Origin of the sequence: Nonomuraea africana (assembly GCF_014873535.1) — a bacterium.
GTDB lineage: Bacteria > Actinomycetota > Actinomycetes > Streptosporangiales > Streptosporangiaceae > Nonomuraea > Nonomuraea africana.
In genome coordinates this window covers 6,717,358-6,731,123 of the sequence record NZ_JADBEF010000001.1, presented here as the reverse complement: position 1 = coordinate 6,731,123, position 13,766 = coordinate 6,717,358, and the positions used below count along the sequence as shown (strand labels likewise).

General features: G+C 70.8%; 12 protein-coding genes and 1 pseudogene. 9 read left to right on the top strand and 4 right to left on the bottom strand.

Annotated features, from left to right (window positions below; genetic code table 11):
• The first annotated feature begins 133 nt into the window (after positions 1–133).
• The gene (locus H4W81_RS31905; protein ID WP_192778201.1) at positions 134–1,177 is read left to right on the top strand and encodes a serine hydrolase domain-containing protein; all 1,044 of its coding nucleotides are present in this window, start codon (positions 134–136) and stop codon (positions 1,175–1,177) included.
• On the opposite strand, the gene H4W81_RS31900 is transcribed toward H4W81_RS31905, so the two are convergent.
• The 3 genes and pseudogenes from H4W81_RS31900 to H4W81_RS31890 all read right to left on the bottom strand — a co-directional run bounded on the left by H4W81_RS31900 (position 1,140) and on the right by H4W81_RS31890 (position 2,796).
• Entirely contained in the window at positions 1,140–1,772 is a 633-nt protein-coding gene (locus H4W81_RS31900; protein WP_225958890.1) for an MFS transporter, read from the bottom strand. The two genes, H4W81_RS31905 and H4W81_RS31900, sit on opposite strands and share 38 nt — an antisense overlap.
• 109 nt (positions 1,773–1,881) lie before the next feature.
• Positions 1,882–2,367, bottom strand: a pseudogene (locus H4W81_RS31895) (MFS transporter); the annotation flags it as partial.
• 132 nt (positions 2,368–2,499) lie between these two features.
• Positions 2,500–2,796: a hypothetical protein gene (locus H4W81_RS31890; RefSeq protein ID WP_192778200.1), complete on the bottom strand. Its 297-nt coding sequence runs from the start codon at positions 2,794–2,796 to the stop codon at positions 2,500–2,502.
• A gap of 43 nt (positions 2,797–2,839) precedes the next feature.
• Here H4W81_RS31890 and H4W81_RS31885 point away from each other — a divergent pair, with 43 nt between their 5' ends.
• The 8 genes from H4W81_RS31885 to H4W81_RS31850 all read left to right on the top strand — a co-directional run bounded on the left by H4W81_RS31885 (position 2,840) and on the right by H4W81_RS31850 (position 13,362).
• Entirely contained in the window at positions 2,840–3,394 is a 555-nt protein-coding gene (locus H4W81_RS31885; protein WP_192778199.1) for a helix-turn-helix domain-containing protein, read from the top strand.
• Positions 3,391–4,230: an SRPBCC domain-containing protein gene (locus H4W81_RS31880; protein ID WP_192778198.1), complete on the top strand. Its 840-nt coding sequence runs from the start codon at positions 3,391–3,393 to the stop codon at positions 4,228–4,230. The genes H4W81_RS31885 and H4W81_RS31880 overlap by 4 nt, the downstream gene beginning before the upstream one ends.
• Positions 4,231–4,506: 276 nt before the next feature.
• On the top strand, positions 4,507–8,079 hold the full coding sequence (locus tag H4W81_RS31875; protein ID WP_318782087.1) for an outer membrane protein assembly factor BamB family protein: 3,573 nt from the start codon (positions 4,507–4,509) through the stop codon (positions 8,077–8,079).
• Between the two features lie 7 nt (positions 8,080–8,086).
• Positions 8,087–9,298: a hypothetical protein gene (locus H4W81_RS31870; RefSeq protein WP_192778197.1), complete on the top strand. Its 1,212-nt coding sequence runs from the start codon at positions 8,087–8,089 to the stop codon at positions 9,296–9,298.
• A gap of 142 nt (positions 9,299–9,440) precedes the next feature.
• Positions 9,441–10,400: a ParB N-terminal domain-containing protein gene (locus tag H4W81_RS31865; RefSeq protein ID WP_192778196.1), complete on the top strand. Its 960-nt coding sequence runs from the start codon at positions 9,441–9,443 to the stop codon at positions 10,398–10,400.
• 31 nt (positions 10,401–10,431) lie between these two features.
• Positions 10,432–11,232 (top strand): phosphopantetheine-binding protein, encoded by an 801-nt coding sequence (locus tag H4W81_RS31860; protein ID WP_192778195.1) that lies wholly within the window; start codon positions 10,432–10,434, stop codon positions 11,230–11,232.
• Positions 11,225–11,989 (top strand): phosphotransferase, encoded by a 765-nt coding sequence (locus H4W81_RS31855; RefSeq protein WP_192778194.1) that lies wholly within the window; start codon positions 11,225–11,227, stop codon positions 11,987–11,989. Before H4W81_RS31860 ends, H4W81_RS31855 begins: the two co-directional genes overlap by 8 nt.
• A gap of 251 nt (positions 11,990–12,240) precedes the next feature.
• Complete coding sequence (locus H4W81_RS31850; RefSeq protein ID WP_192778193.1) at positions 12,241–13,362, top strand: HesA/MoeB/ThiF family protein; 1,122 nt, start codon at positions 12,241–12,243, stop codon at positions 13,360–13,362.
• 31 nt (positions 13,363–13,393) lie between these two features.
• Here H4W81_RS31850 and H4W81_RS31845 read toward each other — a convergent pair whose 3' ends face one another.
• Positions 13,394–13,696: a hypothetical protein gene (locus tag H4W81_RS31845; protein ID WP_192778192.1), complete on the bottom strand. Its 303-nt coding sequence runs from the start codon at positions 13,694–13,696 to the stop codon at positions 13,394–13,396.
• Positions 13,697–13,766: the final 70 nt, after the last annotated feature.

Genomic DNA, 13,766 nt, shown 5'->3' with positions numbered 1-13,766 from the left:
CACTCCGACCAAGGGGCATGAAATACCTACTGATGATCTACGCGAACCCGGAGACCTGGGTGGCGCTCACCGACGAGCAGCGCCGGCGGCTCAACGAGATGATCAGGGAAGACAGCGAAGAGGAGTGCCAGGCGTGAACACCATCCAGAAGTCCATCGACACGCTCGTCGAGTCCGGGGCCGAGAGCGGCCTCCAGGTCGCCGTCTACCGTCACGGCGAGCTGGTCGTGGACGCCACCGCCGGCCCCATCGAGGCGTCCACGCCCGTCTACAGCGCCTCCACCGGCAAGGCCGTCACCTCGACCGTCGTCCACGTGCTGGTCGCGCGCGGCGTGCTGTCCTACGACACGCCCATCGCCGCGCTGTGGCCCGAGTTCGGCGCGCACGGCAAGTCGGCGGCGACCGTACGGCACGTGCTGACGCACACCGTCGGCGTGCCCGCCGTACCCGACGGCACCACGATCGAGGACCTGTGCGACTGGGACGGCATGTGCCGCGCCATCGCGGACTCGGTCCCGTGGTGGGAGCCGGGCACCAGGACCGGCTACCACTCCCAGACCTTCGGCTGGATCCTCGGCGAGGTCGTCAGGCGCGCGACGGGCAAGCCCATCTCGCAGGTGCTGCGCGAGGAGATCGCCGAGCCGCTCGGCATCGCCGACGAGCTCTACCTCGGCGTCCCCGCCTCCGAGCTGGACAGGGTCGCCAGGCTCGACGACGCCCCCGGCAACGCCGCCATGCTGGCCGTCATGGGCGACTTCCCCGGCACCCCTCGCGGCCTGCTGCCCGACGCCGCCTACGGCAACAGGCGGGACGTCCTGGCCGCCGACATCCCCGCGGGCGGCACGTTCTCCGCGCGCGCCGTCGCCAGGATGTACGCCGCGCTGCTCGGCGAGGTCGACGGGGTGCGCCTGCTGTCGCAGGAGCAGCTCGACACCGTGACCGCGCCCGCCTTCACCGGCACCGACCAGCTCATGGGCAACCCCGTCACGTGGGCGCTCGGGTACGCCAAGGGCAGGCCGGACGGCTCGTTCGCGGACACCTCGTTCGGCATGGTCGGCATCAACGGCAGCGCCGCTTTCGCCGACACCTCGTCCGGGCTGGCCTTCGCGCTGACCAAGACGCGGTTCTCGCTGGGCGACATCAGCGCCGTCCAGCAGCTCCTTCCGCTTCTTGGCTGACGCCCGCCGTGGGGGAGGCGGCGAGCCGCCTGCCGAACGGGCGCCAGGCCAGCACCGTGAACACCGTCATCGCCACCGCCGACATCCAGAAGGGTCCCGTGATGCCGAGCCAGCGGGCGATGACTCCGCCGACCAGGGAGCCGAGCGCCGCGCCGCCGATCGAGAACCACAGATAGACGCTGTCCACCCGGCCGCGCAGCTCGTCGGGTACGGCCCGCTGGCGGAGCGTCGTGATGACCGCGCCCAGGACGGACCCGTGGACGCCGAAGGCGAGCAGGACCGGCCCGGCCACCCACGCGGTGGTGGCCAGCGCCAGCCCGACGTGCGTCAGCGTCTCGATCACCAGCCCCACTCTCAGCAGCAGGGAGTCGGAGAACCTGGCCTGCAGCCTCGGCGCGATCGCCGCGCCGAGGAGCAAGCCGACAGCCAAGGCGGTGATGAGGACGCCGTCGCCGTACTCGTCGAGTCTCAGCCGCTCGCGGCTCTCGCGGCTGTAGAGAACGAGGGTGACTCCTCCGCTCCCTGAAGGGAGTGGCTTCTCGCTTTCCCCGGCTGGGGGTAGGCGACGGACAAGCCCTGCCCGTTTCGAACACAAGAACCATATCAGGGAAGCGATTCCCCTGCCGGGTGAACTCGGCAGTCCCCTCGGACAGGTCGGCGCGCACCGAGCGCCGCTCGACGGGCGCGCTCCTGAAGCTCCCGCGCAGCGTGGAGATCAGCACGGCGGCCAGCACGAACGACACCGCGTTGATCCCGAACGGCAGCGCCGCCGCCGCCACGAACAGGGCCGCGCCCAGCGGAGGAGCGGCGAACCGGTTGACCGCGAAGAACACCGTCTGCATGCGGGCGTTGGCGCGGGGCAGGTCCTCGGGCTTCACGACCATCGGGACGAGCGCCCCAGAGGCGTTGTCTCCGAGTGTCTCGCAGGTGCCGAGGAGGAAGCCGGCGGCGTAGACGACGGGGATGCTCGCCGCGTCCTGCCACACCGCGAGCGCCAGCCCGCCGACGATCAGGGCGCGCAACACGTTGACGACGACGATGAGCTTGCGGCGGTCGAGCCGGTCCACGTAGACGCCGCTGATCAGTGAGAAGCACAGCCATGGCAGCTGCTGGACGAAGACCGCCAGGCCGACCAGCACCGGATCATCGGTGATCGAGGCGACCAACAGCGGCGCGGCGGCCGCCGCGATGCCGTCGCCGATGTTGGAGACCGTGGCCGCCGCCCACAACCTGGTGAAGTTCCCGCCGAGTCCGGACACCCGGTGAAGTATGACGTGTCGTGGCAGGCGGGTGGAATACGCGATTTGGCGTAGCTCGCGCCGCTACCGGGCCAGGTGGCGCAGGGTGTAGGCGGGCGAGGCGAAGTCGCCGCCCTGCAGGTCGAGGCCGCAGGACTGGGGGACGCGGTCCGCGTAGCGCTCGGCGTCGTCGAGCGGCTGGTAGCCGTCGCTCAGCCGCCAGACGCGGCGGGTGTTGGCCGAGTTGGGCGTCTCGGCGGTCAGCTCCCTGCGGTCGACCAGCACCAGTCGCCGCGCCCGCTCGCGGAGCGCTCCGCGTATCGCGGTGCCGACCAGACCGCCGCACCCGTCACCACGACCGTTCCGATGCTCATGGTCCATCCTATTGACAAACAAAATTTTTACGTACAACATTGATTTTGCGATGAGAGACGTCCTGCACATAGAAGAGATCGAGCAGGCCGAGGCCCTGCTGAAGCCGCAGCGCATCGAGGTGCTGCGGCAGCTGGCCGAGCCGCGTACCTGCACCGAGGTGGGCGCACGGCTCGGCCAGACCGCGCAGCGCGTCTACTACCACGTCAAGAAGCTGGTGGAGGCGGGCCTGGTCGAGCAGGTGTCCGAGCGCAGGGTCCGCGGCATCAGCGAGGGCATCTACCAGGCCCGCGCCCGCTCCTACTGGCTCTCGCCCCGCCTGGTGGGGCGCATCGGCCTGCGGAAGACGCAGGACGAGCTGTCCCTCGGCTATCTCCTCGACCTGATGGAGGAAGTGCAACAGGACATCGCCGCGCTCGACAGAACCGCGCCCGAGCTACCGTCCATCGGCGTCTCGGGGGAGATCAGGGTGCCGCCCGAGCGGCGCCAGGAGTTCGTGAACGACCTACGAGAGATCCTGCAGGACCTGTTCACCCGCTACGGCGGAGCCGAGGGAGACGCCTTCAAGCTGGCCGTCGCCTGCTATCCCAAAGGAGAAACACCGTGACCGAGCCGATGATCCTCCGCGTCCGCGTCGCCGCTCCCGCCAAGGAGGTCTGGCACGCCCTCACCGACCCCGCCGCGCTGCGCACCTGGCTGGCCGAGCACGCCGAGGTCGACCTCCCCGGCCGCTTCGAGTTCTGGGGCCGCTTCACGCCCGACGGCGAGGCGCCGCACCAGCGGGTCCTGCACGTGGGCGAGCACACCCTGCGCCTGGAGTGGACACTCGGCGGAGTGGCGACGACCAGCGAGATCTCGCTGGAGGAGGAGGGCCCCGAGTCGACGATCGTCTCGCTCGAGCAGAGCCACTTCGACTTCCAGGACGTCATCACGGGCGCCAGTGTCAGGGGCAATCTGCAGACGTTCTGGTGCCTGTCCCTGGCCAACCTGACCGACCACGTCGAGGGCCGCCCGCTGACCCCGAAGGTCGACTACACCTCCGCCACCATGAGGGAGGAGGTGCTCATCGACGCGCCGATGGCCGAGGTCTACGACTCGCTGGTCGACTCGGAGAAGGCCACCCGCTGGTTCGGCTACAAGATCGAGATCGAGCCCCGGGTCGGCGGCCGCTGGGCGATGGGCGGTTTCGAGAACCCCGACCCGGCGAAGGTCATCGACCTCGACGAGGGCCGCGCGATGACCGTCGACTGGGGACCCGTGGGCCTCACCAGCTGGGAGCTGGCCGAGTCCGAGGGCAAGACGAAGCTCACCTTCGTCCAGTCCGGCTTCGACGAGGCTCGTCCGCCGCACGCGGGGTGGGCCGGCTGGCTCTCGGGTCTGGCGGAGCTGCGTCGCTTCCACGAGCTGCCCGACTGGAAGCCGATCTGGGTCGAGGCCTCGTGAGCTGATCGTGCAGCCGGCGTAGCGGCCGGGGCGCCCACCAGTTGGCGGCCCCGGCCAGACGCATGAGCGCCGGAACCAGCGCGGCCCTGATGACCGTGGCGTCCACCAGGATCGCCACCGCCATCCCCACCCCGAGCATCGCTCGTGTTCAGAGGTCAAAGATGAATTCTCGGTGGGCCGCGTGTGAAAATATGCAACCTCACTGCATAATCCGGTTCGTCCGGCTCTACTGTGCCGTACATGTATAGACAGTTAGCTCATGTGGTACGAGCCGCTGTGCTGCTCGCAGCGGTGATGGCCGGGATCGCGGTGTGCGCAGCCCCGGCGTCGGCGCACCTGACGAGGGAGCACGGCGAGCTCGTCGTGGCCACCTCCGACGGGGTGACCAGCGGCCGGTTGATCGTCCACCGCGACGTGGTGACTCCGGAGCGGGCCGGAGCGTGGGCCGGCGGCCTGCTGTCCGGCCCCTGCCCGGTGAGCGCCCACGGTGTGGCGGGCGACGACGGCGGCGTGCCCGACGGCGTCGTCGTGGAGCTGGCCTGGTCCTGCGAGATCGGCAGTCTCGACCTCGGCCCCCTGCTGCGCCAGGCCGGGCTGACCGAGGTGATCGCGGAGTTCGACGGGACCGCCGCCAACGTCACCCCCGCGCTGCCGGTGCTCGACGTGGCGGGCGCGCACGCGCCCGGCGTGCCGTGGTCGCCGGTTCCGCTGGCGCCGTTCGCGCTCGCGGGCCTGGCCGGGCTGGCGTTGCTGGTGCTGGTGACACGCCGCCGTACGAGGGCGGCCGTGGTGGCCGTGCTTGCGGTCGCCGTGCTGGCTCCGCAGGCGGCGGTGGCCGACGTGACACCGGAGCCCCCCGCCGGTACGGCCGCCGCCACCGGAACCCTCGCGCTCACCACACCCAGCCCCAAAGTGGGACAGCCGGTCACCTTCGGCTACACGACCGACCGTCCCGGAGCCCTGAACTGGGTGGGCGTCTACGGTCCCGGCGAGCGGCCAGGCGTGGCCCACTCCCGGGTGTGGGCCCGCGCCCCGCACGCCTCGGGCACGGTGTCGCTGAGCACCGGCGCCCTCGGCGAGGGCACCTGGACCGCCTACTTCATGCTGAACGACGGCTACGAGATGCTGAGCGCTCCGGTCACCTTCACGCTGTCGGGCGCGAACGCCGACGTGGTGACCGTCCAGGGCATGGTGTTCGACGACACCGACGGCGACGGCAGGAGGGACCAGGGCGAGAAGGGGCTCGCAGGGGTCTCCGTGACCGACGGCGCGGTCTGGGCGACCACCGCGGCCGACGGCTCCTACAGCCTCGCGACCAACCGGGCCCGCAGGGAGACCGACCTGGTCAACGTCGTCTCGCCGAACGGGTACACGCCCGTGCTGCGCGACGACTACATCCCGTCCTTCTTCCGCGAGGTGCCCTCCGGCCAGGGCCCGCTCACCGGGCTCGACTTCGCCATGGTGCCGGACGCCGCGGCGGCCGATCCCAAGGAGAAGTGGCTGATGATCTCCGACGTCGAGGTGGGCAACCGCACCGACGCCGAGTACAAGAGCTCGCTGCCCCGGTGGAAGGGACAGGTCGAGGCGATGGCCGAGGTGGACGGCGCCACGCTGACCATCTCGACGGGCGACCTGACCGTGACCGACTACGCCGCGGTCGACCGCCGGCAGGGCGGCTACGACCTGCTGCGCGACGGACTGCGGGAGGGGAGGCTCGGGCACCCGTTCTACCCGGTGATCGGCAACCACGACCTGGGCGGCACGCCCACCTCCACCGGCTACGCGGGCAACCTGGAGTACTGGCGGCGCAACGTCGGTCCCGAGTGGTACAGCTTCGACCGCGACGGCAGGCACGTGGTGGTCCTCGAGGACAACGACTCGCGCGGGCTGGCCGCGCAGCTGGAGTGGCTGCGCGAGGACCTGCGCAGGCACGCCGTGGGCAAGCAGGTGCTGGTGTTCGCGCACCGCTCGCTGTTCACCCGCTGGGGGCCCGGCGCCGGCATGCAGCCGACCGTCGACGAGCTGGCCAAGTACGACGTGCGGATGTTCGCCGCGGGTCACAACCAGCAGGCCGAGTACCGCAGGGGCGCCTTCGCCCGCTCGGTCGAGGTGAACAACATGGGCACGTACGGCATCGACGCCGCCAGGCCCGACTACAAGATCCTCGACTTCAGTGGCATCACCGGCGAGGACAAGGGCTACGTGGTCAGCACCCACCGTCAGTTCGGCGTGAACGACGACGTGGCGCTGGTCAGCCCCGCTCCCGGCAGCGTTCACGGGGCCAAGGCGGGCGTCCCGCTGGAGATCTACGCCGAGGACGACGGCCGCACGCCCGCCAAGGCGACGCTGACGGTCAGGTTCAAGAACGGCAAGGTCGTCTGGACGCGCGACGCCCTGCCCTTCGGCGCCCCGGTGCACCCGGACGGGATCGTCACCTGCTACCGGGACGAGACCTGCCCCCAGGCGCACGTCTCGTGGACGAGGGTCAGTGAGAGGATCACCGGCCTGCACCCCGGCTCGTACACGGCGGAGCTGGTCGTGGCGGACACCAGGGGCAGGGCCTTCCCCACGGTGAAGACCGCCTTCGAGGTGCGGGCCGACGCCCGCGTGTCGAAGCCGGAGCTGGGCCAGGCGTGGACCCGCCAGGGCGGCGACGAGCAGGGCAGGTCCGCGAGCGCCGACGACCCTGGCGCGACGCTCGACCTGCGCTGGGCGGCCAACACCGGCGAGCAGTTCCATCTCAACGGCGCGGCCGTGTCGGACGGGAAGGTGATCGTCGCCTCGCAGGCGTTCGACTCGCCGTACAGCATGATGCTCGCCTACGACGCGCTCACGGGTAAGGAGATCTGGCGCACCTACCTCGACGGCGACGCCGAGTCGCACCCCACGGTCCACGGCGGCAGGGTGTACCTGACCACCGGCGTGGGCCGCGTCTACGCGCTCGACGCCGCCACCGGCAAGGTGGCCTGGGAGACGATCGACGCCGAGCAGGTCACGGGCACGACCGTGCGCCGCTACGGTCGGGCCGGCGGTCCGGTCAGCGTCTTCGACCTGCCCGGGGGCCGCGCGGTGGCGGTCTACCACGAGTGGGACGGCGTGCGCTGCCGCGACGCCGCGACCGGCGAGCGGCTGCCCGGCGGATTCTCCGCGCCGGCCGGCTGGGGCGAGTTCCACAGCACCGCGATCAGGCAGCCGAACGCGACGACGGCATGGCTGCAGTCGGGCTCGAGCCAGTCGCTGATCTCGATGGACCTCACCACCTGCAGGCAGCTGTCCACCGTGGACACCGGAGGCGACCTCTTCTCGCAGTCGTCGCCGGTGTTCACCGACAAGGGCCTGGTCACCTCGACCTGGACCGGCACCAGGGGGCACGACGTCACCGCGGGCGGCAAGGTGCTCTGGCACGCCAAGCTCGGCACCTCCGCCACCTGCGAGTACGGCCCCCCGCCGGTCACCTCCCCGGCCACCTGGGGTGCCATGGCCTACGTGGCGAGCCAGGACGGCGTGGTCCGCGCCTACGACACCGCGGCGGCCGGCCCGGCCAAGCCGGTGTGGGAGACGCCGGTCGGCTACCTGCCGGGGGAGAGCCCCATGGAGGACAGGTGGCGCGCGGGCACGATGTGCGCGGCCAACGGTCCCGGCTCGCCCGCCATGCACGCGCTGGTCACCGAGAGCGTGGTCTACGCGGGCACGTGGGACGGCCGCGTGGTGGCGATGGACCGCGCGACCGGCCGCCTGCTGGCCCAGCACGACCTGGGCGGCGGCGTCGCCTCGGCCCTGTCGATCAGCGGCGACGTGCTCTACGCCCTGACCGACGACGGCTCCATCCACGCGCTGGCCGCCAGGTGACATCCGGATGATCAAGGTCCTCACGCGCGTGCTCGCGGTCGCGGGCGCGGTGGTGCTGGTCCTGCTGGGGACGGCGGGCACGGGGTGGGCACACCCCTTCGGCCCGCCGCCCGTGGCGAAGGTGCGCGCCGAAGGGTCGCTGGTGGAGGTCACCTGGTCGGCCGCGGCCGACGACGTGGCCGCGCTCAACCGGGCCGATCGCGCCGGTGGCTCGATCGGCGACTACCTCGGCAGGGGCGTCGGGGTCGAGCAGGACGGCAGGGCCTGCCCGCTGGTGGAGGTCAGCGCGCAGGCCCTGGCCACCACGGGCGCGGTGCTGCGCTTCCGCTGCCCCGGCCCGGCCGGCGAGCTGCGGCTGCGGGTGGAGCTGCTGACCGACCTCGACCGCGCCTACCGGACGGTCTCCGTCACGCCGTCGGGCTCCGGCGCGTTGCACACGGCCGACGCGCCCGTCCAGACCATCCGGCTGGACGGCTCGGCCGCCGCCACGGGAACGGACCTCGACCGGTTCTTCCCGCTGGCCCTGCTGGCGGCTCTCGTGGCGGGCGCCTTCCACGCGTGCGCTCCGGGACACGGCAAGACGCTCACCGCCGGGTACCTGCTGGGCGGGCGGGCCAGGCCCAGGGACGCGATCAGGCTCGGGGTGGTCGTCGCGCTGATGCACACGCTGTCCGTGGCCGTCCTCGCGGTGGTGTGGTGGGCGGCGAGGGAGAACGCCCCCGACCTCGAGGCCATCACCCTCTGGTTCCAGCTGGTGGCGGCGCTGGCGGTCCTGGCGGTCGGCGCGGGCCTGCTCCGCCGCCACCTCCGCACTCCGGTGAGCCACGGGCATGGGCATGGGCATGGACATGGGCATAGTCACGGTCACGGTCATGGGCACGGGCATGACCTTCTTACGCGCAGGGGACTGGTGACGCTGGGCGTCTCCGGCGGGCTGCTCCCTTCGCCCTCGGCGTTCCTGCTCCTGCTGACCGGGCTGCTGACCGGCAGGGCCGTCCTCGCGCTGGTGCTCGTGGCCGCCTTCGGGCTCGGCATGGCGGTCACGCTGTCGGGCGTGGGCCTGGCCGTCCTGCGTGGGCACGACCTGCTCGCGGCGGCGACGCGCACGCCGCGCCTCCAGGCGCTGGCCGGCAGGGTGCCGCTGGTGGCAGCCCTCCTGGTGGTGGCGGGCGGTCTGGTCACCACGGCCATGGCGGTGGCGGGCCTGGTGAGCGGCTGATCGCTCGGCACCGTGACCGACCGCTAGCTTCTCCCGAATCCGGGCGAGTCTGCCCAATCGGGAATCCATGCTGGAAACCGCTTCCTTGATGATGTTTCATGACAGCGAAGGCGGCCGTATCGGGGAAGCGTACGGAGGGTCTATGGGATCCATCGATCGGCCTGACGAGGCGATCGACGGAAGGGGGGCGGCAGCGGGCCGGGTGATCCGTCTGCCGATCCGCCTGCTCAAGCAGGGCAGGTCACCGCGGCTCTCGGGGATCGACCGCGCACACGTGCGCGTGCTGGCCGAGCTGAACAGCCGGCTGCCGCCGATCCTGGTCCACCACCCCACGATGGAGGTCATCGACGGGGTGCACCGATTATGCGCGGCCCGGCTGAACGGCAGGGACGAGATAGCGGCGAGACTCTTCGCCGGGTCCGCGGCGCAGGCCTTCCTCCTGGCGGTCGAGACCAACCTCGCCCATGGGCTCACGCTCTCCCTGGCCGAGAGAAAGGCGGCGGCGCGCGCCATCATCGTCGACCACCCCGACTGGTCCGACCGCAGACTCGGCGCGGCGACCGGCCTGTCGCCCAAGACCGTGGCCGCCCTGCGAAGACGTTCAACCGAGGATTCACCGCAGTTGAGCGAACGCGTCGGTCAGGACGGCCGGGTGCGGCCGCTGAACAACGCCGAAGGCCGCCGGATCGCCAGCGAAGTGATCGCGGCCCGGCCGGACGCCCCTCTCCGCGAGATCGCGAAAGCCGCGGGCGTCTCCGTGGGCACCGCGCACGATGTGCGGACCAGGATCAGGAAGGGAGAGGACCCGCTCACCCGGCGACGTCAGCTCAGAACCGACGCGGAGCCCGCCGGGATCGAGGGCGAGGACTCGGACGTCAGGCTGGTGCTGGAGACGCTCCGGCGGGATCCCTCACTCAGGTACAGCAGCCGTGGCCGGTCGATGCTGCGGTGGCTGGATTCGCTGGTGCTGCGAGAAGAGCAGGTCTCCGCCCTGCTGAACGACGTCCCGCCGCACTCCGCGCTCCTGGTCGCGAAACTGGCTCGCCACTGCGCCACGGTCTGGGGGCGTATCGCGGAGTCCATCGACGAGAAGCACGCGTGAAGTGCGGAGCTCTGCCTACCGGGAACGTACGTTGCGGCGCATCTGGGCGGACATCCTGAGCCATGAGGCCTTCGGCTCGACAGACGCCTTCTCCGCCGTCGGCGGGAAGGAAGAAGACATACCCGAGCTCGAACGCCGGATAAGGGAGCACTTCGGCTACGACCTCCCGCTCGGCCGCGACGGCGCGGACATCACTCTTCATTCGCTCGTCATGCTGCTCAGGGGCAACGCGGCCGGCGACGCCGCGACCTCGCTCGTGACCCTGCGGCCACAGGGACTGGGAATCATCCGACTCGCCGGAAGGAGAACGCTGATGTCCGACCTGGAAGCGGTCGTCCGCGTGTTGAAGGAGCACCCAGCCGTCCGAGACACCGCAGTGATGAACGCCTTGGCCGACTCGGGAGAGGCGCTCGTCGTCATCGCCCCGCGAGATTTCCTGACCGGCGTCGAGGCGCGTCGCATCGCGGAAGCGCCGTCGGTGGCGTTCGTCCTGGTGCCCGACCTCTGGAGGGACGCCGCGGGCCGCCTGGACGAGGCCCGATGCCGGGAGTACGTCCAGGAGCCTGGTGCCGTCTACCGCTACGAGGCGCCGCGGAACGAGGCGGAGGAGCGACTGGTCGCCATTTGGCAGGACCTCCTCGGCGTTCCCGACGTCGGAGTGCTGGACGACTTCATCGAGTCAGGCGGCGACTCCCTGAGCGCACTGCGGCTGATCGACGCCGTGCACGACGCCTTCGGCGTGGAAATGATGCTGGTCGACCTGCTGGACTACGCCAACATCCGGGAACTGGCCGGAGAGATCTCGTCGCGGCACGAGGTCACGCATGGCTAGGAACCGGCTGGCGGGCGGCAACGACGGGGGCGCCGTCCGCATGGGGGCCACCGTCCGGCGACCGGCGAGAGCGTGGACGGAGTCGGTTCATCACCTCTTGAGACACCTGGAGCGCAAGGGGTTCGCGGGTGCTCCCCGAGCCCTGGGCATCGACTCGGACGGGCGCGAGATCCTCACCTTCCTGGACGGCGAGACCGTCGGGGACCATCCCGTGTGGCCCGAATGGACCCGCGCCGAGGACACGCTCCTGCAGGTGGCGTGGTGGCTGCGCGCCTACCACGAGGCCGTGGCCGACTTCGTGCCGCCCGCGGACGCCCGGTGGCGCATCGGCCCGCCGTGGTCACCGGGTTCGATCATCGGGCACAACGACGCGGGCCCGTTCAACGCGGCCTGGCGCTCCGGGCGGCTGGTCGGTTTCTTCGACTGGGACTTCGCCGGCCCGACCACCGTGGGCTCGGACGTGGCCTGGATGGCCCTGGCCTGGGTCCCGCTGTACGCCCGTCGCGTGGCCGCCGCGGAGGGTTTCACCGATTTCGCCGCCAGGCCCAGGCGGCTGCGCCTGTTCCTGGACGCCTATGGATGGACCGGAAATCCGGAGCTGATCATCAAGGAGGTGCAGGCGCGAATGAGCGTGCGCATCGGTGAGATTCGCCGCTTCGGCGTCACTGACGACGAACTCTACGTCCGGCTCCTGGAACGCGGAGTGGCGGACGACCTCGACCTCGCCATTCGTGAACTGGACGATTTTCTGCGGTAGCGACCGTTCAGTTTCGATATTTGTCAAAGATCCACGCGCTGGGCAGGATGTTTTCCGAACAGTCGGCACGAGCGGAAGGGAAAGCGATGAAGCGACGGCCGGTAATGGTGAAGGTGGAAGAAGCGCGGTTGCGTGTCGGTGCGGTGACGGCATCCAACTCCGCCGGAAACTGAACACCCTGTTCGGGTAGTACTCGGTGGGTGAGGCGATTGTTTCGCTTCACCCACGCCCGGCGCGCGGGGAGGTGGTGAATGGGAGCGGCCGAGTGGCGCCCCCGCCTGCGGGAGAGCGTGATCGTGCAGACGGACGGCAGCGAGCTGCTGTTCCTCTGCACGGCGGATCGCACCGTGAAGAGATTCACGTCAAGCGATTTCGTGGAACAGGTCGTTTCGCTGCTCGACGGTTCGCGTACCGTCGGCGAGATCGAGCGCCGGGTCGGCGCGGGCGACACGGAGACGCGCGAGCAGTTGAGGGAGGTCCTGGAAATCCTCTCGGCGGAGAACATCCTGAGCCGGGTCGGAAATGCCGAGGAGGCGTTCGGCGGCCTGGGTGCGGGCCGCGCCGAATTCTACGACCGGCAATTAAGGCTGCTCCAGGATTTCGCGGACCAGGGTTTGTCGGACGACGCGAATGGCGTCGACCTCCAGAAACGCATCGACGGCTCGACCGCTGTGGTGTGCGGGATCGGCGGCCTGGGCGGATGGGTGGCGCTCTCGCTGGCCAACGCCGGTGTCGGAACGATCAGGATCTGCGACTTCGACCGGGTCGAGGCGTCGAACCTCACCCGGCAGACGCTGTTCGGCGTCGGCGACATCGGCGCCCCCAAGGTGGAGGCGGCCACCGCCAGGCTGAGAAGTGTCAACCCCTACGTCACGGTCGAAGCCGTCCACCGCCGGATCAACGGCGCGGGCGACCTGGCGGATCTCGTGGCCGGCGCGGACATCGTCATCAACACGGCGGATCAGCCCACCTCCAACGACATGTCGACGTGGGTGGCCGACGCCTGCCGGCCTGGGGTGCCGCACATCCTCGGCACCGGTTACGCCTACCACATCGGGGTGCTCGGCACCTCTGTCATCCCGGGCAGGACCGCGTGCTGGGCGTGCGTCAGGGCCGAGACCTTCGCCGACCACGGCCGCGACCGCATGGAGTCGGTCGTGGGGAAGCGGGAGAAGGCGGGCGCGATGGGGGCGCTCTGCGGCCTCGTCGGCAACATCCTGGCCTGGGAGGCGATCCGCATCCTCGCGGGCCTGGCCCCGGGGCTCGGCGACCGGTGGAGCGAGATCGACTTCTGGCCCCTGGAGATCCACTCCCGCGCCATCCCGAAGCGGCCCGACTGCCCCGCCTGCGGCGAAGGGGCCACCGGGCGGTGAAGGACCCCTTCGAGACACGCGCCGGCATGACCTACTTCAGGGTCAAGTTGCGCCGCCTGCCACCTGCGTACCGGACCTTCCTGGAGGAGAGCCTGGCGCCGGGCGCGACGCTGGTCGTCTCCGACTGCGGCCTGCGCTGGCCGACGACCTCCGTGGGCCCGCGCCACGTCTTCCAGCACGGCGCGCTCGGCGGCGTCGCCCGGGCCGCGGCCTGCCGGGCGATCGGCTGCTCATCGAGTGCTTCCTCCTGCTCGAACCGTGGTGGACGCTGCGCGGCGGGTCCGTGCCAGTGGCGCGACCTGCTGGCGCGCGCCCGCAAGATCGGCGTGTTCACCGGCGTCGACACCCTCGCCTATCCCCGCACTCCGCGAGCCTGGCCCACGCGCACCGCGAACTGTCGAAGA

What these genes read in the sequence shown, in the direction of transcription:
- H4W81_RS31890 (WP_192778200.1), bottom strand. Translation starts at nt 2,796, where the DNA reads ATGGACCATGAGCATCGGAACGGTCGTGGTGACGGGTGCGGCGGTCTG.
- H4W81_RS31885 (WP_192778199.1), top strand. Translation starts at nt 2,840, where the DNA reads ATGAGAGACGTCCTGCACATAGAAGAGATCGAGCAGGCCGAGGCCCTG.
- H4W81_RS31870 (WP_192778197.1), top strand. Translation starts at nt 8,087, where the DNA reads ATGATCAAGGTCCTCACGCGCGTGCTCGCGGTCGCGGGCGCGGTGGTG.
- H4W81_RS31865 (WP_192778196.1), top strand. Translation starts at nt 9,441, where the DNA reads ATGGGATCCATCGATCGGCCTGACGAGGCGATCGACGGAAGGGGGGCG.
- H4W81_RS31855 (WP_192778194.1), top strand. Translation starts at nt 11,225, where the DNA reads ATGGCTAGGAACCGGCTGGCGGGCGGCAACGACGGGGGCGCCGTCCGC.
- H4W81_RS31850 (WP_192778193.1), top strand. Translation starts at nt 12,241, where the DNA reads ATGGGAGCGGCCGAGTGGCGCCCCCGCCTGCGGGAGAGCGTGATCGTG.